Annotated in this window: 23 protein-coding genes (1 of these 23 running past the window's edge); 8 read left to right on the top strand and 15 right to left on the bottom strand. The window is 42.2% G+C overall.

The genetic code is table 11. From position 1 onward, the window contains the following. From glf to ACZ42L_RS04110, 8 genes are all read left to right on the top strand, one after another. Nucleotides 1-620, top strand: the 3' portion of a protein-coding gene (gene glf / locus ACZ42L_RS04145) for a UDP-galactopyranose mutase (RefSeq protein WP_464716709.1). 502 nt of this gene lie to the left of the window's left edge; only the last 620 of its 1122 coding nucleotides appear in the window; its start codon lies beyond the left edge, outside the window; it ends in the stop codon at nt 618-620. A gap of 502 nt (nt 621-1122) precedes the next feature. Beyond that, on the top strand, nt 1123-1401 hold the full coding sequence (locus ACZ42L_RS04140) for a GNAT family N-acetyltransferase (protein ID WP_464716708.1): 279 nt from the start codon (nt 1123-1125) through the stop codon (nt 1399-1401). A 17-nt stretch (nt 1402-1418) separates the two neighbouring features. Continuing rightward, on the top strand, nt 1419-1682 hold the full coding sequence (locus tag ACZ42L_RS04135; RefSeq protein WP_464716707.1) for a GlsB/YeaQ/YmgE family stress response membrane protein: 264 nt from the start codon (nt 1419-1421) through the stop codon (nt 1680-1682). Between the two features lies 1 nt (nt 1683). Then, nucleotides 1684-1965: a DUF1294 domain-containing protein gene (locus ACZ42L_RS04130; protein ID WP_464716706.1), complete on the top strand. Its 282-nt coding sequence runs from the start codon at nt 1684-1686 to the stop codon at nt 1963-1965. A 19-nt stretch (nt 1966-1984) separates the two neighbouring features. Further along, complete coding sequence (locus ACZ42L_RS04125) at nt 1985-2224, top strand: hypothetical protein (RefSeq protein ID WP_464716705.1); 240 nt, start codon at nt 1985-1987, stop codon at nt 2222-2224. 116 nt (nt 2225-2340) lie between these two features. Continuing rightward, entirely contained in the window at nt 2341-3564 is a 1224-nt protein-coding gene (locus ACZ42L_RS04120) for a DUF418 domain-containing protein (protein ID WP_464716704.1), read from the top strand. Nucleotides 3565-3681: 117 nt separating this feature from the next. Then, nucleotides 3682-3807, top strand: a complete 126-nt coding sequence (locus tag ACZ42L_RS04115; RefSeq protein ID WP_464716703.1) for a hypothetical protein — start codon at nt 3682-3684, stop codon at nt 3805-3807. 156 nt (nt 3808-3963) lie between these two features. Then, nucleotides 3964-7533: an SIR2 family protein gene (locus ACZ42L_RS04110; protein ID WP_464716702.1), complete on the top strand. Its 3570-nt coding sequence runs from the start codon at nt 3964-3966 to the stop codon at nt 7531-7533. Nucleotides 7534-7629: 96 nt separating this feature from the next. Here ACZ42L_RS04110 and mnmE read toward each other — a convergent pair whose 3' ends face one another. The 15 genes from mnmE to ACZ42L_RS04035 form a co-directional block, all read right to left on the bottom strand. Further along, nucleotides 7630-9003, bottom strand: coding sequence for a tRNA uridine-5-carboxymethylaminomethyl(34) synthesis GTPase MnmE (gene mnmE / locus ACZ42L_RS04105; RefSeq protein ID WP_464716701.1), 1374 nt, complete (start codon nt 9001-9003; stop codon nt 7630-7632). Nucleotides 9004-9006: 3 nt separating this feature from the next. Continuing rightward, nucleotides 9007-9885, bottom strand: coding sequence for a nucleoside phosphorylase (locus ACZ42L_RS04100; RefSeq protein ID WP_464716700.1), 879 nt, complete (start codon nt 9883-9885; stop codon nt 9007-9009). A gap of 7 nt (nt 9886-9892) precedes the next feature. Then, nucleotides 9893-11032 (bottom strand): hypothetical protein, encoded by a 1140-nt coding sequence (locus ACZ42L_RS04095; RefSeq protein WP_464706728.1) that lies wholly within the window; start codon nt 11030-11032, stop codon nt 9893-9895. 14 nt (nt 11033-11046) lie between these two features. Beyond that, complete coding sequence (locus tag ACZ42L_RS04090) at nt 11047-13395, bottom strand: bifunctional dihydroorotate dehydrogenase B NAD binding subunit/NADPH-dependent glutamate synthase (protein ID WP_464716699.1); 2349 nt, start codon at nt 13393-13395, stop codon at nt 11047-11049. 55 nt (nt 13396-13450) lie between these two features. After that, nucleotides 13451-14074 (bottom strand): outer membrane beta-barrel protein, encoded by a 624-nt coding sequence (locus ACZ42L_RS04085; RefSeq protein WP_464703608.1) that lies wholly within the window; start codon nt 14072-14074, stop codon nt 13451-13453. Nucleotides 14075-14088: 14 nt separating this feature from the next. Continuing rightward, nucleotides 14089-15378 (bottom strand): serine--tRNA ligase, encoded by a 1290-nt coding sequence (serS, locus tag ACZ42L_RS04080; protein WP_464716698.1) that lies wholly within the window; start codon nt 15376-15378, stop codon nt 14089-14091. Nucleotides 15379-15531: 153 nt separating this feature from the next. Next, complete coding sequence (gene rpmA, locus ACZ42L_RS04075) at nt 15532-15822, bottom strand: 50S ribosomal protein L27 (RefSeq protein WP_464700856.1); 291 nt, start codon at nt 15820-15822, stop codon at nt 15532-15534. Between the two features lie 17 nt (nt 15823-15839). Next, nucleotides 15840-16157 carry a 50S ribosomal protein L21 gene (gene rplU, locus ACZ42L_RS04070; RefSeq protein ID WP_464703606.1) on the bottom strand — a complete coding sequence of 106 codons (318 nt, stop codon included), beginning with the start codon at nt 16155-16157 and terminating at the stop codon, nt 15840-15842. A 157-nt stretch (nt 16158-16314) separates the two neighbouring features. Further along, nucleotides 16315-17394, bottom strand: a complete 1080-nt coding sequence (gene hisB / locus ACZ42L_RS04065) for a bifunctional histidinol-phosphatase/imidazoleglycerol-phosphate dehydratase HisB (protein ID WP_464706726.1) — start codon at nt 17392-17394, stop codon at nt 16315-16317. Further along, entirely contained in the window at nt 17387-18304 is a 918-nt protein-coding gene (locus tag ACZ42L_RS04060; RefSeq protein WP_464706725.1) for a hypothetical protein, read from the bottom strand. The genes hisB and ACZ42L_RS04060 overlap by 8 nt, the downstream gene beginning before the upstream one ends. Nucleotide 18305: 1 nt before the next feature. Further along, a complete protein-coding gene (locus tag ACZ42L_RS04055; RefSeq protein ID WP_464706724.1) occupies nt 18306-19055 on the bottom strand; it encodes a TrmH family RNA methyltransferase in 750 nt (249 codons plus the stop codon). Between the two features lie 294 nt (nt 19056-19349). Beyond that, nucleotides 19350-20123: a hypothetical protein gene (locus tag ACZ42L_RS04050; RefSeq protein ID WP_464706723.1), complete on the bottom strand. Its 774-nt coding sequence runs from the start codon at nt 20121-20123 to the stop codon at nt 19350-19352. Between the two features lie 55 nt (nt 20124-20178). Then, complete coding sequence (locus ACZ42L_RS04045; protein ID WP_464706722.1) at nt 20179-21099, bottom strand: hypothetical protein; 921 nt, start codon at nt 21097-21099, stop codon at nt 20179-20181. A gap of 48 nt (nt 21100-21147) precedes the next feature. Then, nucleotides 21148-22224 carry a hypothetical protein gene (locus tag ACZ42L_RS04040; RefSeq protein WP_464706721.1) on the bottom strand — a complete coding sequence of 359 codons (1077 nt, stop codon included), beginning with the start codon at nt 22222-22224 and terminating at the stop codon, nt 21148-21150. A gap of 25 nt (nt 22225-22249) precedes the next feature. After that, nucleotides 22250-23431 carry a DUF4856 domain-containing protein gene (locus ACZ42L_RS04035; RefSeq protein WP_464706720.1) on the bottom strand — a complete coding sequence of 394 codons (1182 nt, stop codon included), beginning with the start codon at nt 23429-23431 and terminating at the stop codon, nt 22250-22252. Nucleotides 23432-23434: the final 3 nt, after the last annotated feature.

Genomic DNA, 23434 nt, shown 5'->3' with positions numbered 1-23434 from the left:
GAAAGTGTACTGATCTTCCTGCTTTTATCATTAAGCGCTTACCGGTTAGGCTCACTTTTGATAATAATTATTTCAATGACTCTTACCAAGGGATTCCTATTGGGGGCTATAATAAATTGTTTGATGGGCTTTTAGAAGGTTGCGATGTCCAACTTGGAATAGATTTCTTCAGTAATCGTGAATATTGGATGTCTGTTGCTGACAAAGTCTTATTTACAGGAAAGATAGATGAATTCTATGACTATAGATTTGGCAAACTCAACTATCGAACGGTAAGATTTGAGACAGAAGTACTAGATACTCCCAATTATCAGGGTAATGCAGTTATAAATTATACAGAAGAAAAAGTACCTTATACACGCATTATAGAGCATAAACATTTTGAAATGTTTGGTTCTGCAATTGATGCTTGTCCCAAGACGGTTATCAGTAGAGAATATAGCACAGAGTGGAAGGATGGTATGGAACCTTATTATCCAATCAATGATAATGCTAATCAATCTCTTTATCAGAAATATGCAGCTTTAGCTGCTAGGGAAGAGAATGTTGAGTTTGGTGGGAGATTGGCAGAGTATAAGTATTACGATATGGCTCCTATTATACATAAAGTAATGTTCTAGAAATGCAAAAAGAGTATATAAATAAAATTTACCAGGTAGTGTAAATTGAGCTATGGTAAGGCTCTGTCCCTTCTGAGGAATTTTCTTTGCAGTAAAGTTACATAATCTTATACCGAGTTCCAAATTTTATATGCAGCTATTGTAATTTGCCAGTGGTATGGTCCACAGATTCTTGCACTTCGATTTGGAAAGTACACTTCTCACGCCATTGGAATTCAACCAGTTAGGTTCGATCTTTGCTGCATCCTTGCTGACAGCACGGTAGACCAGCTTAAGGTCTCTTACAAGCTCTTTCTGATGCTACGGTTGAATTTATCAAAGTAATGAGATTGCATTCTCATTACAAATAGTTACTTTTGTAAAATAGAACTGATTATTTTCCTTGATAGTCATGAAATTGCAAGAAAGAATGTACCAAAATATGAGCATTAATGAATTATGGCTGAAACTCATTTTCCTCATCGTGACGATAGGTACGATTCTATTAGTAAACAAATAAGATATGGAAGTAGAAGTAATTATAAATAACAAAAGTGGTGTTGTAAGAGCTTACGAAGCTGGGATACAGGTAGGTCAACTAGATTTCATCTTTATTCAAGATGGTTTATCTATAGAGCATACAAGGACATTTCAAGGCTATGAAGGCAAAGGTATAGCCAATGCTTTGGTAAGTGCCGTCACCGATTATGCTGTAGAGAATGGGCTGAAGATAAAGCCTGTTTGTTTGTATGCTGAGACTTGGTACAAGCGCCATCCTCAGTTTGATAATATTTTAATGTAGTTTATAAAAAAAATCATATGCTTGATGATATCGCCGATTTCACAGCATGGCCAATCCTAACTGGAATCCTTATCGGCTATATAGCCAACCACATCATGAGTGGTGAAGGAAAAGGATGTTGCATGAATCTTATTATTGGTATCGCTGGCAGCTATGCTGGGACTCTCATAAGTCATCTGCTGAATATCGAATTATTTGGTAAAGGCTACCTCACCAATTTTGTTTTTTGTGTAGTGGGGGCAGTCGGTGTATTGTGGATTTGGAAGAAACTGTTTGATTAATATGAAAGTATCGCCAATACATATCGTTCTTTTCTATTCCATCATGATGAATATGGTAGCCTTCTGCGTCTATGGCATAGACAAGTGGAAAGCTAAACGTGCTAAGTGGCGTATTACTGAAGCTACACTTTTAGGATTGGCCTTAATAGGTGGTAGCATCGGTGCATGGCTGGGGATGAAAGTGTGGCATCATAAAACAATGCACAAGAAATTCAAATATGGTGTCCCGTTTATTTTGATAGTTCAGATAGTTTCCATATTATTCCTAAGATGGAAGTTGTAACTAAATATTGCAGCATTGTATGATAATGATTGATACGACCAATATGTGTTCGCACCTGCAAAAGAAATTATTTGTAGAGGATGGTATGTACCATCATCTTTGGGTGGCTATGCAGGATGATGAAGATTTGATGGCCGTGGTCCGTTCACGCCAACTGCATATCTATCGCAATGATAAAAAGATTTTGGTATTGGCAGGTAAGGCTGCTCCGAAAATAATCAGAGACGACAGACTCTGCAAATTGATTCGGATGATATAAGAAATGGCTGCCCTGTAGATGTGAGACGGATATACTCTATACTGCTTGTCCTATCTGTTGGAGGCTTGATTAGGCCAAGTGGGGACATTAATAGGGAAATAAGTATAAATAGTATAATGAACAAATACGATATAAAACCAACAACAGAGAAGCAGAGATTCATCATTCTGGATGCGCTTCGTGGCTTTGCTCTCTTCACTATTATATTAGCCAATTTCCCAGAATTTGGGTTATGGACTTTTTTGAGTAGCGAGACTCACCAGGCGATGCCAACGGCTGCTGTCGACAGCATTACGCGATATATGCAGTATTTCTTGATAGATGGCAAAGGATATACAATCTTCAGTTTGCTTTTCGGATGTGGTTTTTCTATCATTCTGGAGCATGCTTTCCAAAGAGGAGCCAGTGGTATCAGCCTCTTTTATCGCCGTATGACTATTCTGCTGCTGATAGCTCTGTGCCATCTGCTCTTTGTCTGGAGTGGCGATATTTTGTGTCTCTATGCTGTTTTGGGTATGATTCTCCCGTTGTTCCACAAACTATCCAATAAGGGGCTGCTATGGTCGGCAGGTGTATTGCTCTTCATCCCTGTAGCGCTGGATTTTGTCCAGCAACTGTTTGGATTGAGTTTCTCAGCCCCGTTGTGGGACGCATGGTGGGCTACGGCTGCCAGAGTGGGTATCAATGAAGGCAATTTTGCTACATGGCTGCGCGATGCCGATAGCTATAGTGCCATGTTCCAATTCCTGATGCAAGGGGCTGTCGAACGCATGTGGGAGTTTGTCGACGGCAACCGTGTTTTCAAAGTGTTCGGTCTCTTTGTGCTTGGCTATGCGATAGGTCGTAACAGACTTTATGCACGTCTAGAAGAGTTCCGCCCTCAGATGCTTTGTATATGCAAGTGGAGTAGCCTGATAGGAATATCTACTTCGTTGCTTTACGCTTGGCATGCTGTCAGTGGCCATCCTTGGGGGACGGCAATGCACTCAATGCTTTATTTCATTAGTGTTGTACCAATGGCTTTCTTTTATATTACTGCCATTTGTCTACTCTATCTAAATCGCCCGGAGCATATAACATTCTGTATCTTTGCCAAGCCGGGACGTATGGCACTCACCAACTACATCAGCCAGTCGGTCATTGGGGTGACGATTTATTATGGTATAGGTTTCTCATTAGGACTTACTCAGGGACTCTATCAGATAGAGCTCACTGCTATTGCAGTATTTGCATTACAGATACTTTTTAGCTGGTTGTGGATGGAAGGAATGAAGTATGGTCCATTGGAATGGGTATGGCGAATGATGACATACGGTCGCTGGCTGAATCCGAAGAAATGAATTTATAGACGAAATAATAAAAACGAAGTAAGATAAAAAAGAAAGTGTCAGTTTATTGAGAGAGTCTTTCTGTTAGGCTAAAGGGATATGGAAATTATTTAGATAGAGAATAGCTATATGATTAAGATGTTTGTAATGAAGACCTGTCCTTATTGCGAATATGTAGAGAAGCAGGTGGTAGACAATCCTCACTTTGAGGTGATAGATATTAGTAGACATGTCCACAACGATTTTCTTGTTTGAGTGCAGGGGCTTGACAGCTTTGCTGCAGAGCATCGGCAACATTGCTGTTGTGCCCTTGCAGTAAAGTTGACTAGGCTTTGCAGAAAGTCGAGTAGTGTGACATGCGGTATAAAGAGAATGTTGGAGGGCTGATACTTTTAAAAAGAATATTTAGATATGAGTAAGTTCAAGGATATAGATGTAGTTGAAGCAATAAAGGCAATGAAGCAACATATTATTGATGGCAGGATGAGCCTTTTGGTGGGTGCTGGTGCATCTTGTTGCGCATGTAAGCTTTATCAAGATTGGTTTGGCTTGATAAAAGACATGGTGGCTTTTCTCTATGCCGATGAACTGAAAGCAAAGGGTGTCAAAGTAACAAAAGACGAACGCTTCTATTGCCATTATACGATAGAAAAAGCTCGGAAGAACTCAAAGGTGGCAGTGGATGATGTGATATGGAATATTATTGAACGCGAAGGTGTACTCCAGATTCCAAGCTTGTTTAAACAGCGAACAGGATTGAGAGAGTCTGTAGAAGTTTATATAGAAGCGCATACACCGAAACTGAACATGGATGACAATACTGCAACTTTGTTCGACGAGTCGGTATTTCTTGGTCATAGCACAGATTTTCTAGCTTCCATGCTTAGTCTTGGTTGGAATGCAATCTTCACTACGAACTATGATAATCTGCTGGAATATGTGGCTATGATGAACGGAATGCGAAAGTTTAAGGAGAGCAACTGTGCTGCCGATTTATCGTTCCGTAATATGCGGGAGATGATAGTGAAACTTCATGGGAGCATAGATTTTAAGCACGAGTCGAACGGGTTTGACAGTGATAAGCACAGGAAATACATCATTACACAAGAGGACTATGACGATTATCCTGCCAAGCACGAGGCTTTTGTACAATTAATGAGAATCTCTCTGTTGAAGGATTGCCTGTGTCTTGTTGGTTTCTCTGGTAAAGATGCAAACTTTATTGCTTGGATAAATTGGGTTCGTGAAATTATTGAGATGAGTGCTCAACACAATACTCCTGATTATCCACAGGCTAAAAATATTAAAGTATTCTTTATCGATGCGAGAGGAGACAAGCAGGACGATGCTACACAGCTGTATTTTGAAAATCATCGTATATACAGGATTTCGCTGAAAGAAAAGAGAGTAGTGGAGCTGATAGGTGCAGAAATACCAGACGAGAATGATCCTGAATGTGGAAATAAATTATTCAAAGCCTTCTTTAATTATCTGAATGCAGGCGAAGCGAATAACCACTTTCTGCAAGAAGCCAATGTTGATGAGACTATAAAAGGTCAAGATAATGTGCAACAACGACATATCGCTGAAAGTGAGGAGGAGAAAGGGGAAGAAGATAAGGGGAAAGAGCAAAATATTCTTCAAGATACTTTTAGTCTTTGGGCAAAGGCATATAAATTTACAAGTAATCATGGTCTTGAAGTCGATATTGATGAAGGGGCAGCCCATAGGTTGATACGCTACAATTCATACCTTAGACTTGCACGAGGGACTCACTATCAATCTTCTTTCATAGATGTAATATCCAAAAAGCAAGAACTGAGTGAATTGGAAGCGGAAATGGCGTTGATGGCTTTGGAGCAGATGCAAGGAGACTATGAAAACGAAGCACTTCGTATTATAGATAAAATAGAAAATGTTCTGCAAGGGGATACATATCAGGAACGCGTCAAGAGGTTAAAGAATCGCCACTTTACACTAGTAAATCCACTAACATTGTCTGAAGGAAAGTCTGACATGGCAGTGTATGAGTGTTGTGTAAGGCTTGCTTTTACATTTGAATTCAGTAAACTGAATGATATGTTGAATGATTGGCACCCGGCAGAAGATTTCATCATAAAGAAACTTGTTCTTCTCAGTTTGGTCAATATTGATGTAGTTAATGGAATTCTTTCACAATCTCTCTTAGATAAGATACATCCGTCTATCGAGCGATTCAGGGCGACTCAACTAGCTAATATGTTGTTTGGAAGAGTACCTGGAGTATATTCGGTAGAGGAGTTTACGGACTTATCACAGTACAGTATATTTTCACTCAGGGATTGGTATTTTGACCATCTTATTCAACCAAAAGAGAGAATACGTGCCTATGGAATAATTGAAATGGATCCAGATAAAGAGATTCGGATAGAAGATGCAGTGAGGTGTCTGAATTTTATGTTGGAAACCCCGTTGATGCCACAAATAAGGACATGGAGTATTATTTCAAGTGTACAGTGGTATAAGGTTGCTCATGTCCTGTTCGAGAAATATCCTTATCCGGTGCTCTTTTATAGTTCGACAATAAACGATTCGGATACACTCAAGCGGATAGGACAAGATTTTGCCTACAGTGATGTGCTGCATAATGAATTGCCGAAGTTTGCAGTAAGGATGTTCAAACTGATAACAAATGAAGAACAACCGAAGTCGGATTGGACTGTCTGCAATATCTGTCTTCTTCTTTGTGAGATAATCAAAGCGATACCACCTTCATATTGGGATGCATTCATTCTGAGATTGTGGAAAGAATATTTTCTGCCTCAATTCGATGAAACGCATAAGTCTGGTGCAATCTATAAACTTATATGTGCAGGTTTGTCATGCACAAAGAATGAAGAGTTGGCGATTGTGGTTATCAATGACTGCCTGGAAGTGGTCAGAGAGAATGGCAAGTACCATATAGTGCAAGACTTGTTTTATTATTTGAGGACTAGATGTAGTAGGAAAGTTTCTATTGCAATAAAGCCAGCCTTGAAAGTGTTTATTAGCAAGATAGACAATGGCAATGATTTTATCTTGCTTGGTAATCTTCATCATGTAATCGGCAAGTCACAATATAAAGCCGTTGCTAAGAAAATTCCAGTATTAATTTCGTCTTTGGGTATAAAAACCTCTACTATAAACGGATTGGTTTATTATGCCAAGTCTGACAAGAAAGTTTTGCGAATTGTGAAAAAGGCTTTGCTGGATTCTGATTTGCTATGGGGAAATGGAATAAAAGGGACAGGAACATTTACATCTCCCGACTATGTTGCAATCGTGGACCTTGATGACGTATTGGAATGGACTGTTGATGAAGTACATGCTGTGTATGACAAATTAGTGGCAAGTGCAATGCCGTTATTGAAACGTATCAATGGTACTGAATTAGATCAGATAATGCATTATGAGAATTTGATATATGAAATGATGCTGTTCATAGATTTACATCGGCAGGAACTCTCGGATAAAGAAGGACTCGATACGTTATATAATGCACTTGAGGAAAAGTATAAATTGCTGACAGACTATGTGGATTTGGATAAATCGATATATTCTGATATTGATAGCGAGATGGAAGCTTGCCTAGATGCTCTTATTGTAAAAGTCAAGAAAGAAGGTATTTATTGTCATATTGCATATATTAATGTTTTGGTAACACGACTTCTTTGCCGAAATAGGAATTCTTACAGGAAAGTTTTGGACCATATGCAGTATTATGTGCGTTATCATCTGAATACCCCGGAAGACCTATGTCTGATACCGCAGCTTCAAACTTTAATCGACAAGCTTACGTTAGATGAGTTCAGAAATCTTGAACGGAATGTGATTTTATGTGCAGAAATCTCAATTCTTATGGTAGAGAAACTCCAGAAGCTTGGAATGAAGAGTCAAGGTATTGATTACTGGATGAAATTGAAAAATGACAGATACTTTAATTGGTCTATATGTGAGAATTAGTAAGGTAAGGAGAAAAACATAACATACGTATATTATACGTAATCTCTGACAGCTGACAAGCCTGAATATTATATACTGATAATCATATATTTGGCATTATTTCCCGATGCAGAAGTGGGAGAAGATATTGATGAGGACTTCGGTAGATGTTATTTGACCGCCGGTAATGTCAGCGAGTTGGTCAAGGCATATCCGTAAGTCTTCACTTAGTAAGTCACCACTCATATTCTCTTCTAGGTTGTTGATGACACGGCTAATACTTTTATGGGCATGGATTAATGCTTCATAGTGGCGGGCATTGGTTACAATGACGTCATTTTCCGTAATTTCAGGGATTCCAGCAACTTGATAGAGTTCTTCTTCTAGTTGTTCTATGTTGTATCCTTGTTTAGCACTGATATGTATAGCTTCTTTTATATCTATATTAGGGGTGAGATCGTACTTATTATGTACTAATATCAGCTTTTTTCCTTCTGTTTGAGTATGTATGCTTTGCAATTCTTCTTCACTAGGCTGTTGGTCGAATAGCCAGATGATGATAGATGATTCTTCCAGCTTCTGATAGGTTCGCTCAATACCTAGTTGTTCTACGGTATCTTGGGTTTGTCGAATTCCGGCAGTATCTATAAAGCGGAAAGTAATACCATGTATGTCTACAGTATCTTCGATAACATCACGTGTTGTACCATGAATATCACTTACAATGGCTTTGTCTTCATGTAGGAGCTGATTGAGTAGTGTACTCTTCCCGACATTTGTTTTCCCAATAATGGCAACTGGAATACCTTTTTTAATGGCAAGTCCTGCTTCAAATGACCGTGCTAATGTACTGATATGACTATCAATGTCTTTTGCCAGTTGTAACAACTCTTCGCGATTAGCGAAGTCCACGTCTTGATCACTAAAATCCAATTCCAACTCTATTAATGAAGTTATCTTCAAGAGTTGGTCTCGTAACATTTGAAGTTTGCTACTGAAGTTTCCCTTTAATTGACTGATTGCCAGTTTATGGCTGGCTGCGTTACTGGCAGAAACTAAGTCGGCTACTGCTTCAGCCTGACTTAAATCCATTTTTCCGTTGAGAAATGCACGTTGGGTATATTCCCCTGGTTGGGCTGGTCGGCAGCCATGAGAAGAGAGCATATGCAATACTGTGCGTAGGATATATCTGCTGCCGTGGCATGAGATTTCTACGCAGTCTTCTCCTGTATATGAATGTGGAGCGCGAAAGAGGCTGACCAACACATCGTCGATGGTTTTCCCTTCCGCATCGACTATTTCTCCATAATGAATGGTATTGGCCCTGGCCTCCGATAACCGTCTGCCCGTATGGCTGCGGAAAATCTGTTCTGTACTGGCAATAGCATTCTGCCCGGAAAGTCTGATGACTCCGATGGCTCCACCGGTAGAAGTTGCGAGTGCACAGATGGTAGAGTGGTCTGATAATGGATTCAATGTATTCTGCTCCATCAATTAAATTCGTTCTAAGACAAGCTTGATAAGGCCATTAATACTATTCTTGTAGTTTGTATTACTTTCTTTGGCCAGTCTGTTCGCAATTACCATACAGCAAGTCATAGCCTTATGTCCCATTAGCTTGGAGAGTCCTGCCAGTGCACTACTTTCCATTTCGAAGTTGGTAATCTTGTAGTTGTTGTATTCGAAAGATTCTACCTTTGCATTCTGGGTCGGGTCGGCAAGCGGTATGCGTAGTTCGCGTCCTTGCGGACCGAAAAAGCCTCCACATGCAATCGTTACACCACGTACCATTTCTGTACCAGCTATGCGCTCTACCAGTTCCATATTGTTATCAATGACATAGGGAGCGCATAGTAGGGGATTCCAGTCCATGTGTTTTTTGAAAGCCTCTTCGAAATCCAAGTCACATGCTTCGTTGCGTCCTGCATAGAAGTTTAGCAATCCATCGAAACCGATACTCTTGACACTGGCTATGTATGTACCTACAGGTGTGTTAGGTTGTAATCCACCGCATGTACCAATCCTGACCAGAGTCAATTGGCGTTTGTTGTCTTTCTCTCTCCTGCTCTTAAAATCTATGTTGGCTAAAGCGTCTAATTCATTGACTACAATATCTATATTGTCACATCCGATGCCGGTACTGAGAACTGTAATTCTCTTGTTGTTATAAGTTCCGGTAATAGAGTGGAATTCGCGATTGGATATTTCGCATTCTTTTGTTTGGAAGAATGAAGCTACTAATTGCACGCGTCCAGGGTCACCGACGAGAATAACCTTGTCTGCCAGTTGTTTTGGTTTAAGGTGAAGGTGGAATATACTGCCATCAGAGTTGATAATAAGTTCAGACTCTGCAAAATATTTCTGTGTATCCATAATGATTCTATTTGTTGATTAAAATATTTTCTGTATTCCTTATTTTCTTTTCCAATGCGTGGATTTCTTGATGAGACAGAATACATTTGTTTTCTAAATCGTATAGACTGTTATCTTTTATGCCACTGTCTACTCGATTCTCAAGCAGCAGAATATTAGCTTGATAGTCTTTTTTCAGCTGTAGCAGTTGGCGAAACAGTTTCTTATTCTCCTGTGATCTGAAATCGCTGATAGAGTGATAGGTCATGTTGTCATTAATGACAAAAGCGATATCGTTTGTGTCTGTTTGCAGATTTTTCAATTTGTTTTTTAATCCTTCAATCCGTGCCAGGGCACGTGTTCTATCTCCTAAAGTCCATGTTTTCTCAATACTATTAAGTTGGGCATAAGACATTTTTTCATCTTTACTGAGCTGTTCCGTATCTATATTGATACGGGAAGATGTTGGAACAAAGGTGTAAATACATACTTTTCCTTCAGGCTGATAACGGTCTGTGACCAACCATCCCAACGAGTCAATGTCATCTATGGCTATCAGATAATCGTTGAATTCAGAATTGTATGGCAGACCATAGTTTTCCGGTTGATAGAAATGACCGTCATTGTTATTATACCTAGTCATAAACACATCATATCCTCCAATGCTGTTGCTCCCTTTGGCAGCAAAGAATAGCGTAAGGCCATCGGTACACATGAAAGGGTAATTGATGGATTGGTAGCTTGATGGAATCTCATCTAGCACATGCTCATTCTCCCAGATGTTGCCTAACTTGTCTTTTGTATAAAGATGGCTGTTGGTAGAATCTCCTTTGGCATAGTAGCAGTGGTTGCCAAATTCGTTGATATGGATAGTCTTTGTCGGTTCATCAGAAGTAGCGAAAAAGCTATTATATGGTAATAGTTTTCCCGACTCTGTGTTCAACGGGATATGTTGAATGAAATCTTTGAAATCAACGACAATGCTATCAACAAACATTACCTTGGCAATCGGCATGGTCTCCAGAGGCGATTGGGAATGGGTAACCTCTTTTTGCGGTGTTTGCCGGATGCGTTTTCTCTTCTTCTGGGCATACATAGGTTGTGTGCCCAGAAGGATGAGAAGTAGCAGAGATACTAATTTCGTCGTATGGTTCTTATAAGAAATCATCTGATAAATAGATTTTAGTTGGCTGCGAGTTGGGTGCTCATGCCAGCAGCAGCTTTTCTTCCGTCGCCCATTGCAAGGATAACAGTAGCTCCTCCGCGTACAATATCTCCTCCCGCATATAGTTCAGGTCTGCTAGACTGCATATCTTCGTTGACCACAATGGTGTTTTTCCTGCCTAATTCCAGTCCGGGAATACTTTGTGGGACAAGCGGATTAGGACTGACTCCGACAGCTACAATTACTTGATCCACTTCTATGGTTCTGGTTTCTCCAGGAATTGGCTCCGGACGACAACGTCCGCTGCTATCTGGTTCCCCTAATCTCATCACTTGTAGTACGGCTGCTTTTACAGCCCCCTTTTCATCAGCTAGATATTCTATAGGATTGTGGAGTGTCAAGAAGTTGATACCTTCTTCTTTAGCATGTTTTACCTCTTCCAGTCGAGCTGGCATTTCTGCTTCAGAGCGTCTGTATACCAAGGTGACTTCAGCACCTAGTCGTTTGGCTGTGCGACATGAGTCCATAGCGGTATTTCCACCTCCGACAACCAATACATGCTTACCGAGATTGATGGGTGTGTCGGTAGTGGGATTGGCGGCATCCATCAAATTGACGCGGGTCAAGTATTCGTTACTCGACATGATGTTGATTGCGTTTTCTCCTGGAATATCCATGAAGTTGGGCAATCCTGCACCCGACGCCACATAGATACCTTTGAATCCCTGTTGTTCCAGTTGTTCGATAGAGATGGTTTTGCCTATAATGCAGTCTGTCTGAAAGTGTACACCCATCTTTCTCAAGTTTTCTATCTCAACATCTACAATGTGATTAGGTAGTCGGAATTCCGGAATACCATATTTCAATACGCCACCGATTTCGTGCAATGCTTCAAATACGTAGACGTCGAATCCACGTTTCACCATGTCGCCCGCGAAGCTTAATCCCGATGGACCGGAACCGATAACTGCCACTTTAATACCGTTAGATGGTGCTAGTTCCGGTATGGACATCTGCCCACTTTGACGCTCGTAGTCGGCTGCAAACCGTTCCAGGTAACCGATGGCAACGGCTGGTTCGTTCATCTTGAGATGAATGCACTTGCTTTCACATTGTTTCTCCTGCGGACAAACACGACCACATACAGCTGGTAGGGCAGAAGTATCTTTGAGTACTTTGGCTGCGGCAAGGAATTGTCCGCGTTCGATGTTTTTGATAAATGATGGAATATTAATCTTCACTGGGCATCCTTCCACGCAAGTGGGTTTTGCACAGTCCAGACAACGCTTAGCTTCTGTCAATGCCATTTCTTTCGTCAAGCCGATGTTTACTTCCTCTAATCTAGTTGTAGCCCGATATGTCGGGTCTAATTCCGGCATCTTGACACGCTCAATTAGCGTGCGTTCTTTAGCTTTGAGAGATGCTCTTAATTCTTTTCTCCATTCGGCGTTTCTGTCTGTCAATACTTCTATCGAATCATCCGTAGGTGCCTGATCCATCGTTATATCCGTGGTTTCAGTTATAGAATCTGTAGAGTCTCCTAACAAATGTTCCTGATAGTGTTCCATCTCTTCTTTCTCTGAATCCTTGAATGTTCCCATGCGTTTGAACATCTCATCCCAATCCACCAGTGCACCGTCGAATTCCGGACCGTCAATACATACGAATTTAGTCTTCCCGCCAATCGTCAGTCTACATGCTCCACACATTCCCGTACCGTCTACCATAATCGTATTAAGCGATACATCAGTAGGAATATTATATTTCTGAGTGAGCAAGCAGCAGAATTTCATCATGATAGGAGGACCGATGGCAAAGACCTTGTCGACATGCTCCTGATTCAAGAGCCTTTCTATACCGACAGTGACAACACCTTGTTCGCCATAACTTCCGTCATCGGTCATGATGATGGTTTCGTCGGAAGATGCTCTTACTTCGTCCTCCATGATAATCAAGTCTTTGCTTCTACCAGCTAAAACAGATAATACACGATTACCGGCAGCTTTCAAAGCCCTGATGATAGGCAGCATGGGGGCTACGCCGACACCACCGCCTGCACACACTACAGTTCCAAAATTTTCGATGTGAGTAGGATTTCCCAATGGGCCAACGATGTCGGCCACATAATCGCCAACTTCCAGATTGCATAATTTGGTAGACGATAAGCCTACTTTCTGAACGACTAGTGCAATAGTTCCCTTAGTTGTGTCTGCATCTGCAATGGTCAGGGGCATTCGTTCGCTCTTGTTATCTACACGTACGATAATAAAATTGCCGGCCTTTCTGCTCTTAGCAATGAGAGGTGCCTCAATATCAAATCGAAATACTTTTTCGGAGTATTGTTCTTTCCGAATAATCTTGTTCATGTGAATAATGGTGTTTAATAGAAAGTAAGGTTGGTCGCTGCGGAACAGCAACTGCTTATAATTCGAACTGGTAGCCTATTGTAAATACGTAGGCAAAGTTTGCTCCTCCAAGATGTGAATTGTGCATATTGTAATTGCCTGTCCACGGACTGCTTGAACCGACGTCCGTGATACCGATGTTCCAGCGTACATCCAGTACAATATTGTATAGCTCGTATGAAATAGCAACGGGTATTGACAAGTCGTATGGTTTCAGGTCTCCTTCCATTTCTTTCATCATGAGAGTATTGTTACCGATACTTTCTTGCCTGTTTCTGATGCTTATTCCTGCTTGTAGGCCTGTTCTAAATGCCAGGCCTTTTACAGGATAGAAATTTGCAGTGACAGGAAATGTGAGATAATCGTGTTTCCAGATGAAACTCTTGTCATCACTATCGTGATACTCGCCACCTAATGGAGCATATGCAGCTCCTGCACTAACAGAAAACCACTTGGCTATTCTCTTCTCTAAGTCAACGCCAACGGCCATCCCTTTTCTGAAATCGAGATCGCCGTTGAACATAGCTGCATAGCTAAGTCCTACATACGGCTTGATGGTTGTAACACCAATAGCATGTTGGGCAAAAGTCCCTACAGAGGTGAGAAGCAGGCAAATAGCCAAGATGATTTTATGTCTCATAGGAGTAACAAGCTTTAAAAGTTGTTGTCATCAAGAATCTCAAATCCGCAATAGGGTACAAGAACCTTCGGAATTCTTACTCCTTCGGGAGTCTGATTGTTTTCTAAGATAGATGCGACAATTCGTGGCAGGGCTAGGGCCGAACCGTTCAGTGTGTGGCAAATCTCAGTCTTCTTGTCAACTGCGCGACGGTAGCGACACTTCAAGCGGTTTGCCTGATAGCTCTCAAAGTTTGATACGGAAGAAACTTCCAACCAGCGTTGCTGTGCTGCACTCCATACTTCGAAGTCGTAGCATATTGCCGATGTAAAGCTCATGTCTCCACCGCATAGACGTAGAATGTGGTAGGGGAGTTCCAATTTCTGTAACAGGCCTTCAACATGGGCCAGCATCTCGTTCAGAGATTCGTATGAATGTTCTGGAGTGTCGATGCGCACAATTTCAACTTTGTCAAATTGGTGTAGGCGATTCAGCCCGCGTACATCTTTGCCATAAGATCCTGCCTCTCTACGGAAGCAAGCTGAGTAGGCACATCGCTTGATAGGTAGGCTGCTTTCGTCTAAGATGACATCTCTGAAGATGTTGGTAACCGGAACTTCTGCCGTAGGAATCAAGTATAGGTTGTCCAGATTGGCATGATACATCTGGCCTTCCTTGTCCGGCAACTGACCTGTACCATAGCCTGATGCTTCGTTGACGACATAAGGAGGTTGGATTTCCAGATAGCCACTCTTGCGAGCTTCGTCCAGGAAGAATGCTTCTAAGGCTCTTTGCAGGCGGGCCATCTTGCCAATATAGATAGGAAATCCAGCACCGGTAATCTTTACACCAAGGTCGAAATCTACAAGATTGTATTTCTTGCAAATATCCCAATGACACAAAGCCTCTGTACCAAGTTCCGGCTTGATACCGCCTTCCTTTACGACGACATTGTCAGACGCGTCTCTGCCTTCCGGCACATCCTTGTTTGCAATATTAGGAATAGAGAGCAACAGGTTTGTCATTTCTTGTTGTGCTGCATCCATCTCTTCCTGTAGATGCTTGTCGGCTTCTTTGAATTCGGCAACTTGTGCCTTTACCGAATTAGCTTCTTCTGTTTTTCCTTCTTTCATTAAATTGCCAATTTGCTTAGACAGCAGATTGGCTTGCTGTTTGTTGGAGTCTAATTTTTGTTGTGTTTCGCGACGGCGCTTGTCAACGGCCAATACATCTTCAATGGCCTGGCGTGCGCCTTCGAAGTGTTTCTTCTCCAAGCCTTCAATTACACGTTCAGTCTCTTCACTGATGAGTTTAAGTGTAAGCATATGCTTTTATTAGTTTTGATTATACGATATTGTTGGCAAATATACTAAAAATATTTCTTTCGGAGTAATGAATGAGTGCAAAAAAGCAGAATGCCAATTCCTTTACAGGAGTTGGCATTCTATTGTTTGTTTGGAATAATTTTTGTTGTTGTATTAAGCTTCAGCTTTCTTTGTTACTTCAGCATAAGCTTCGGGTGACAGCACTGAAACGGTACTCTTGTTCTTACGTCCCTTGCGGAAGTAAACAACTCCGTCTGTCAAAGCGTATAATGTGTCGTCTTTACCGATTGCCACATTTTCGCCAGGATTATGCTTTGTACCACGCTGGCGAACGATAATATTGCCGGCGATGATTTTCTGACCACCCCAAATCTTTACACCTAATCGCTGAGAAGCTGATTCGCGTCCGTTCTTAGAACTACCTACACCTTTTTTATGTGCCATTGTTTGTTCCTCCTGAGTTAAGCGTTAATTGATTTGATTTCTACTTCTGTGAATTGTGCACGATGACCGTTGCGCTTGCGAGCATCCTTACGACGCTTCATCTTGAAAACAATCACCTTGTCTCCCTTTACGAGAGGATTCACAACTTCAACTACTACTTTCGCACCACTAACTGTAGGTGCACCGACAGTCACTGCTCCGTCGTTGTCTACGAGCAGAACTTTGTCGAATTCAACAGTCTTACCAGCTTCAGCATCCTTGATGTGATGAACGAAGAGCTTCTTGCCCTGTTCTGCCTTGAACTGCTGACCGTTAATTTCTACGATTGCGTACATTATTTATATATTAAACGGTTTCTCCGTAAGGCGTCCGGCGCTATATGCCGACACTTGATTAAGCCTCCACGGACTAAATTGGCCACAAAGTTACTAAATTCCTATGAGAGGGAAATGTAAAAACAAACAGTTTGTTACTATTTATAATATATTAACACTATAAAGAACCCTTGGTCGATGGTAGTTCGTAGTGGTATATATCTCTTTTGATAGCCATTTTCAGTGCTCTTGCCAGTGCTTTGAATATCCCTTCTATCTTATGATGCTCGTTAGTTCCTTCTGCTTTGATGTTCAGATTCATCTTGGCAGCATCGCTCAGGCTTTTGAAGAAGTGCAGAAACATCTCGGTAGGCATTTCTCCAACTTTCTCTCTGTGGAATTCGGCATCCCATACTAACCATGGACGACCGCCGAAATCGAGTGTTACTTGGCAAAGACAATCATCCATTGGCAGGCAATATCCATAGCGCTCAATGCCTCGTTTGTCGCCAAGTGCTTGTAAGATACATTCTCCCAGGCATATAGCCGTATCTTCTATGGTGTGATGTTCGTCTACGTGTAAGTCTCCGTCGGTATGCACGGTGAGGTCTATCATGCCATGTTTTCCTATTTGTTCGAGCATGTGATCGAAGAATCCTAGACCGGTAGAAATGTCGCATTTGCCAGTTCCGTCCAGGTTGGTCTTCGCGTATATGTCAGTCTCCTTGGTGGTTCGTCTCACTTCTGCGATACGCTCACTTGCAAATAGTATTTCGGTAATTTTCTCCCATGTTATTCCGTCTCGATTCAGAATGAGTGCCTTGCAGCCGAGGTTTTCGGCCAGTTGTCGGTCGGTTTCCCTGTCGCCGATGACATAGCTGTTGACTAAGTCGTACTTCTCCGTATCCATGTATTCTTGCAGCATGCCCGTCCCTGGTTTGCGCATGGGCGAGTTGTCTTCCGGGAAATGACGGTCTATCTTGATGTCGTCGAAAGTTATTCCTTCGCCTTCAAGAGTTTGCAAGACGAAGTTGTGGGTAGGCCAGAAGGTGTTTTCGGGATAGGAATCTGTGCCTAAGCCGTCTTGATTGCTTACCATGACAAAGCGAAAGTCTAACTGTTGGCGTATAAATCCCAGATTCTTGAAGACGCCTTTGCAGAATTTGAGCTTCTCGAAGCTGTCAATTTGCTCGTCGGCAGGTTCTTCTATTAATGTGCCGTCTCTGTCTATAAAGAGTATTCTTTGTTTCTTATTCATATACTGGTTGCATGTTGTCTGTGGTGGTGTTAGCTGCTGTCTTCTCTTCTTCACGTCGTTTGATGGTCCCCATGACGTAGTAGTTGACCATACATCCCCATAAGAAGATATAGTTCATAATGGTGAACGAGATAACGGACGTACCGATGAGCAGCCATCGGAAGTAAGCTGGTGCTCCATCGGGGTCGCCATCCAGTATTCCTAACTGATTGGAAACTTGCGCTCCGACAATAATCTGTAGTGGGAGTAGGCATAAAAAGCCGATACATGCAGCCACTATCAATGTCATGAGATTGGTCGTAAAGAGGAATCCCCAATGTTTCCAACCAGTCTTGTAGGCCGAACCGAGAATGTTTTTCCATGAAGCATGTTCTTCTACCAGATATTCTGTGCCGGAGTAAACACAAGGTAAACAAATTGCTGTGACAATGATACCCAGTAGGATGGTGGCCAGATAGCTACCTGTCATGGCTGTCTGAGCTGCCATTAGCTGGTGCTGTACGAGGTAACTGACAAGTGCAGGAATGCCGTATGAAACAATATACCCCGTCAGGATACTTACGACGAAGTAGTCTTGTACGATGATGGCGCTGCGTTTCCATGTAGTTTTGAACGTCTGGCCATTGACAAGTCGGTAAATACTGCTGATAAGCCAAATAGATGCAGTGGCTAGAAACAGCCAGCACAGGGCCATCACAGTGAGTGTGAGGGTCGGGTGGGAGATACCGAACTTGGTTATAGTCATATCAGGCAGATAAGTGAGCATGATGAATGTCGCAGCTATGGCCGATACGACAGACGGAAGCCATGTGGCTTTCAGTATCTTGGTAGGGTTGGTGGATACCATATCGAAGGCAGATTTAATGCAACCTGCAAAACTCCTGTTCTTATATAAATCTTCATTTTTCATATTATCTTCTTCTAAATTCGGCACAAACGATAGCAGTGGCAATCGCAACATTCAGACTGTCTGCGGTTTTTCTGCCTTTGGGAAAGTTGGGTATGAGCAACTTTCTGTTGACTAACTCTTTGATTCTGGGCGATATGCCGTTTCCCTCATTACCCATGACAATGACGCCGTGGGTGGCTAATGACTGTTCGTAGAGGTTGTCTCCGTCGAGCATTGTGCCGTAGATAGGGGTTGTCGGGGGGAGAGAGGCGAGTCGTTCAGCCAGGTCGCCATAAGTGATGGTGACACGTGACAAGCTTCCCATCGTAGCCTGGACCGTTTTCGGACTAAAGGCGTCTGCGGTATCTGTACTGCAATAGATGTGTTCGATGCCAAACCAGTCGGCAATACGAATGATAGTACCCAGATTGCCGGGATCTTGTACGCCGTCTAAGGCTATCTCCAGACCTGTCAATTGGTTGGTAGGGGATGCCGTGAAGGGGGGGGTCGGAAAAACGGCAAGCACTTCCTGGGGATGTTGCAAGAAACTGGTTTTGGCAAGTTCGTCTTCTCTGACTACGATGGGTTCCGTTTCGGATGATACGTGATGTCTGTCAAACCACTCCTGTACAGCTACAATCGTTTTGGGAGTTGCAGTCTGCATCATGTCTCCAACCACTTTCGGTCCTTCGGCAACGAACACCTGTTCAATTTTTCGAAACTTCTTGTGTTCCAGGGACTTAATATATTTTATTTTAGCCTTACTAATCATTGATGTACTATTAGTCTATTGCAAAAGTAAACAATAAAATCGAATTTGTGAGTCGGCCATATCATTATTATATCTTTTTACCATATAGATGGTTTTACTGCAATGGCTCGGCAGTGTTGCTGTTTGGGCTTGTCAGTATTGCTGTTTGGCCTAGGCAGTTTTGCTGCAAAGCCTTTGCAGTAAAAAGTTGACAATATCAAAGAAGCCGTGTGTCAATGTGGAAAGGACATTGGACACACGACTTCCTTGAATAGAAAATACTGAACTTATACTATTCTGATAGTGGGTGTAGGCTTATTTGACAAGCGTCTTTTTATAGTAAACACGCTTTCCATTCTGCATCATCTCTACAATGTAAACTCCGGAAATAAGTTTGTTGATTTCAGATGGCGAAACATTACTATACAGCAATGTTCCACTTAAAGTGTAAATATTGGCTGTAGCCGATGTATACAGAGGAATATCTTCGATACCAGTAAGGCCTGATGGGTCGAAAGAAACTACCAATGACGGGCCGTTGCCGACAACCTCGTATTTGATTTTTTCTTCTCCATTATTTTCGTCCTCTTCCTCTGTGTATTCATCTTCATCTTCTTCCTCCTCATCTCCTTCATTATTGTTGGAAACCGTTACTTTTACGTATTTAACGTTGATGCGGAGTTTTGCCACGCCCACCGTGTTGTCGTCTGGAAACCATCTTACAAATTGAGAGTAGGGATGATTATGGGTTTGGAGAGATTGGACATCTGATGTTTTCGTCTCTAGAGTTGTCATTTCTAAATCGGTGTTAACCTTAAATGTTCCACCAGCTAGGTCTATTGGTGTGTATTCCACAACGACGCTGATGGGGCTATCGGTCTTGTTCATGAGAAAAACTTCACCGTCGATGCACTTCTTATAGCCGTTTAGTACATCGGGGGCTTGCAGTTTATTAACGGTGTGCTCTCCCCCTTTTAGTTCTTTTCCCTGTGCATCTACGAAGCAAACATCACCAGGTTGAGGAGTTTGTGCCCACGACATCAAGAAGGCAGTACATGCGAAAAACAATAAGGTAATTTTTTTAATCATAAGCTGTAATTTTTTAATAGGTAAATAAGTGTTATGTCATAGAGGAGGTAGCCATTTAAGGGCGCTTCTCGTATGGAGTCAACAGTTTAAAACCATGTCCACGCAAGACAGCCAGACGTCCTTTCACATCTTCTACTACAACGGGGTATTCTTGGTTGAAGTTAAATTGCCGCACATCTTGCGAAGCCAACACCTTGATTGTCATCCGTTTTCCCTTTACAGGGTTTATTATCGGTGCAATCTGCAGAACCATGTCTTTGTCGAAAAGTGGAATGTGCAGACGGCCATAAGGGCGGGCGTTATTATAAAACCATACACCAGTGCCTGTTTTCTTTGCTACCATTACATTCTTTATGATGGTATAGATGGTACGCGAGCGCGTAGAATATATACCGGCCGTGGTTACTTCGTTTTCAGCCTTTACCACTACATTGAGCTTACGCTCGGCGTCTTCCTTACCCTTAAAGGTTATGGTGGCATTGCCTTCGTAATGCGCTTTTATCTCTACCACATTGGTTTTGGCATTCCATTTTGCATCTATTACACTGTCGGGGTCGTTGACCTTCATATCTACGACATCGCCACCGCCAGTGACAGTCACATATTTTACGAGATCTTTGGGGTAAATGCGCAGAGTTTCCTGACTGAGGCTGAGTCTTGGAGGTATTACTTTTATCTCAATGCGCTTCCTGAGGTCGTGCGAAAGAATTGTGGCAAAGGTCTGTCCCTCGAACACTCCCTTGATGCGGAGTGTATCTTCAATCATGGTAGCGGTGGCAATTTTTGAGTCAGCCACGTTGACCGAAAACTTACCGTCGCCGCCAGAGAGAATGATGTCGCGCACAGTTTCTTTGTTGATGGAAATCTCGTTCAGCGATTCACCCTTGCCAATCTGTATGTCCGGCATATCGGCAGTGTCGTTTTGTCCACAGGCTGCAAGCAAGGTGATAAGTAATAAAAGTGCTATATGTTTCATTGTGTATTTTTATTTGTGATATATTGAGCTGTCGATGCAGCTGCTCTTTTATTTTTCGGTAACGTTTACCTTATAGTAAAGTTCCCACTCCTGGCCATTGGGTTCTTTGATTATAATCTCCAACGTATGCTCCCCGGCAGAGGAAAAGGTCAGCTTGTCCTCTTTCGGTGTATATTCCATACCGTCTAACCAATACCGTATGTCGGCCTGAATATCGGCCAAGTCGGTATAAAACAAATCTATTGTGCGCTTGCAAGTACCGTCTTCGCCTATGGTTCGGAGGAAGGGTACACGCCAACTGGCTTCTTGCGTAACTTGCAAATTACCGGTAACGGCTTTTTTCTTCACTTCGTCTGTAACAGTTTCTCCAATCTTGGCCGATATGCCAACCTCGTAGACGGTAGCCAGTTTCAGGCCTTTGATGGTGCATTTATTGTCCAGAGTGGTAAGGTAGGGCTTCCCGTTTAGGCTGACTTGCCATTGCGTATTCTTAGGGTAGTTATCCGCTTTCCACTCGACATCGAGTTCGCGCTGATAGCGGGTTATGTCTATATCGGACGATGAGAGTTTGGGAACTGTTGGAGCTGTATTCTTCATCACCATACTCATATCGTCAATATAAATAAAATCGTCGCTGCCTTTCGATATCCGTACCCGTATTATACAGCGGTCTGCATCTGCCGGAATTGTAAGTTCTCCTATGGTTTGTTCCCATTTTGTGGTACATTTCACTGTACAGAAATTGTCTATTGTGCCAACAAATTTGTTCTGTTTATATAGCATGCAGCTCAGGGTAAGCTCACAACCGGCCTTTTTGCCCCGCACCCATATGCCTACTTCGTATTTTCGGTTTCCAGCTACAAGCACCGGTGTCGTTTCGGTGGTCTCGAAATGTGCCCGTTCACGCGGATAGACCATCACGCACTTGGTACTTTGTGGGGTACGCTGTTCTTCGGGGTTATCAATTTTCTTAAAGTAAGTGGTATTAGGGAAATACCAGCCTACAAAACGTCCTTCTTCGTAATGCTCAAACGAGCCTTGGGTAAGAATATTGTTATTTTGGGCTATACCCTTGGTTGCTGTCATGAACAGTAACGGCACAAACAGAAAATATATTTTCCTCATTCTTATTCCTTTTATAAACATTGGCTTATTTTCTTATCTCATTGATGTCAAAACCATAGATATGGGCTATCTCGTGGGCAATATTCTCTAATGACCCTTCGCTGTTTACATCTTTAAGCAGACGGTCTTTATCCCAGAATCCTTTGCCTTGTAACAGTCTGTTTAACAGTTTGTTTGCTTTGGCATAGCTGATGTAAGGTTGCCCATCGGCCTTACGGAGGAATTGGGCTGCATAGATGAGTCCATAGCCCTGTGCCATGAAATAGAACGCATTGGGTACATGCTCTTTGATATTGGCTAGGGTGTTAGCGCCGATAAGGTAATCAACAGCTCGTAAGGCTATGGCCCTTGACAATTCACGGCGTATGATGTGCAGGTATTCCATTACCTGTTTGTAATCATAAATCCCCAATTTGATGCGCCCGTATACAAAGGCCTGTCTTATCTTCTCTTCGCTGCCACGCAGTGCGGGCAGTCCTTCGCCTCTTACCAGCGGTTGCACAAATTGGTAGTAGCCATAAGCCAAATCCCAGTGATGTTCCAACTCTGTATAGTTTTTGCCTTCGGGCATTTCCTTGTTCTCGTGCTTGTTGCGCATTTCCTCGCTTTCAAAGAAACGCTCATCCAGATGTACGTTTAGTATCTTGTCAATGTATATGGAGCCTAAAATCATATATTTAAATGCTTCGGCTACGGCAAGTCCGCGCTCATCAACAAACTGTATATTCACATCGCCGAGATTATAACCTATATAACCTGTTTTACCAGGTTCGGCAGGACGAGTCCGGATATTATTCTCTGTGGCCTTGTAACCACCGATACGTGCAGAAGTATAAATCATGTTGAGCACATCCTTACGTATTTTTTCTGCATCGGCAGCATGTATCTGCGATGTTGCAACCTGTTGGGAGGGCTTGACAACATCCCGATAATCTGTATAGATGGTCATGACATCCTGTAGCAGTACATCATTTCCGATAGATGCTTTTTTCAGAAAACTATTGTAGATACGGTCTATTGGTTCTTTGACGAATTCACATTCAAGTACATCCACATTATTACTTCCGTTGCGTGAGAAACTGTAAGCAGGTTCCTCAATCGGCGGAATAAAGTAGCTGCTCTCTACAGTCTCGCCTTCACCATCATTGCATGAACCAACAAGTAGGGGCAATGCTGCAACAAAACCAATCAAAAAATATTTCTTCATATA

The organism is Prevotella mikamonis (assembly GCF_055381405.1).
The sequence above is the reverse complement of the archived record's forward strand: the minus strand, read 5'-3'. Positions and strand labels throughout refer to the sequence as shown.

What these genes read in the sequence shown, in the direction of transcription:
- rpmA (WP_464700856.1), bottom strand. Translation starts at nt 15,822, where the DNA reads ATGGCACATAAAAAAGGTGTAGGTAGTTCTAAGAACGGACGCGAATCA.
- ACZ42L_RS04055 (WP_464706724.1), bottom strand. Translation starts at nt 19,055, where the DNA reads ATGATTAGTAAGGCTAAAATAAAATATATTAAGTCCCTGGAACACAAG.
- ACZ42L_RS04060 (WP_464706725.1), bottom strand. Translation starts at nt 18,304, where the DNA reads ATGAAAAATGAAGATTTATATAAGAACAGGAGTTTTGCAGGTTGCATT.
- ACZ42L_RS04130 (WP_464716706.1), top strand. Translation starts at nt 1,684, where the DNA reads ATGAAAGTATCGCCAATACATATCGTTCTTTTCTATTCCATCATGATG.
- ACZ42L_RS04125 (WP_464716705.1), top strand. Translation starts at nt 1,985, where the DNA reads ATGATAATGATTGATACGACCAATATGTGTTCGCACCTGCAAAAGAAA.
- ACZ42L_RS04040 (WP_464706721.1), bottom strand. Translation starts at nt 22,224, where the DNA reads ATGAGGAAAATATATTTTCTGTTTGTGCCGTTACTGTTCATGACAGCA.
- ACZ42L_RS04050 (WP_464706723.1), bottom strand. Translation starts at nt 20,123, where the DNA reads ATGATTAAAAAAATTACCTTATTGTTTTTCGCATGTACTGCCTTCTTG.
- ACZ42L_RS04045 (WP_464706722.1), bottom strand. Translation starts at nt 21,099, where the DNA reads ATGAAACATATAGCACTTTTATTACTTATCACCTTGCTTGCAGCCTGT.
- ACZ42L_RS04085 (WP_464703608.1), bottom strand. Translation starts at nt 14,074, where the DNA reads ATGAGACATAAAATCATCTTGGCTATTTGCCTGCTTCTCACCTCTGTA.
- ACZ42L_RS04115 (WP_464716703.1), top strand. Translation starts at nt 3,682, where the DNA reads ATGATTAAGATGTTTGTAATGAAGACCTGTCCTTATTGCGAATATGTA.
- ACZ42L_RS04110 (WP_464716702.1), top strand. Translation starts at nt 3,964, where the DNA reads ATGAGTAAGTTCAAGGATATAGATGTAGTTGAAGCAATAAAGGCAATG.
- ACZ42L_RS04090 (WP_464716699.1), bottom strand. Translation starts at nt 13,395, where the DNA reads ATGAACAAGATTATTCGGAAAGAACAATACTCCGAAAAAGTATTTCGA.
- ACZ42L_RS04100 (WP_464716700.1), bottom strand. Translation starts at nt 9,885, where the DNA reads ATGGATACACAGAAATATTTTGCAGAGTCTGAACTTATTATCAACTCT.
- ACZ42L_RS04035 (WP_464706720.1), bottom strand. Translation starts at nt 23,431, where the DNA reads ATGAAGAAATATTTTTTGATTGGTTTTGTTGCAGCATTGCCCCTACTT.
- ACZ42L_RS04120 (WP_464716704.1), top strand. Translation starts at nt 2,341, where the DNA reads ATGAACAAATACGATATAAAACCAACAACAGAGAAGCAGAGATTCATC.
- rplU (WP_464703606.1), bottom strand. Translation starts at nt 16,157, where the DNA reads ATGTACGCAATCGTAGAAATTAACGGTCAGCAGTTCAAGGCAGAACAG.
- ACZ42L_RS04135 (WP_464716707.1), top strand. Translation starts at nt 1,419, where the DNA reads ATGCTTGATGATATCGCCGATTTCACAGCATGGCCAATCCTAACTGGA.
- hisB (WP_464706726.1), bottom strand. Translation starts at nt 17,394, where the DNA reads ATGAATAAGAAACAAAGAATACTCTTTATAGACAGAGACGGCACATTA.
- serS (WP_464716698.1), bottom strand. Translation starts at nt 15,378, where the DNA reads ATGCTTACACTTAAACTCATCAGTGAAGAGACTGAACGTGTAATTGAA.
- ACZ42L_RS04140 (WP_464716708.1), top strand. Translation starts at nt 1,123, where the DNA reads ATGGAAGTAGAAGTAATTATAAATAACAAAAGTGGTGTTGTAAGAGCT.
- mnmE (WP_464716701.1), bottom strand. Translation starts at nt 9,003, where the DNA reads ATGGAGCAGAATACATTGAATCCATTATCAGACCACTCTACCATCTGT.
- ACZ42L_RS04095 (WP_464706728.1), bottom strand. Translation starts at nt 11,032, where the DNA reads ATGATTTCTTATAAGAACCATACGACGAAATTAGTATCTCTGCTACTT.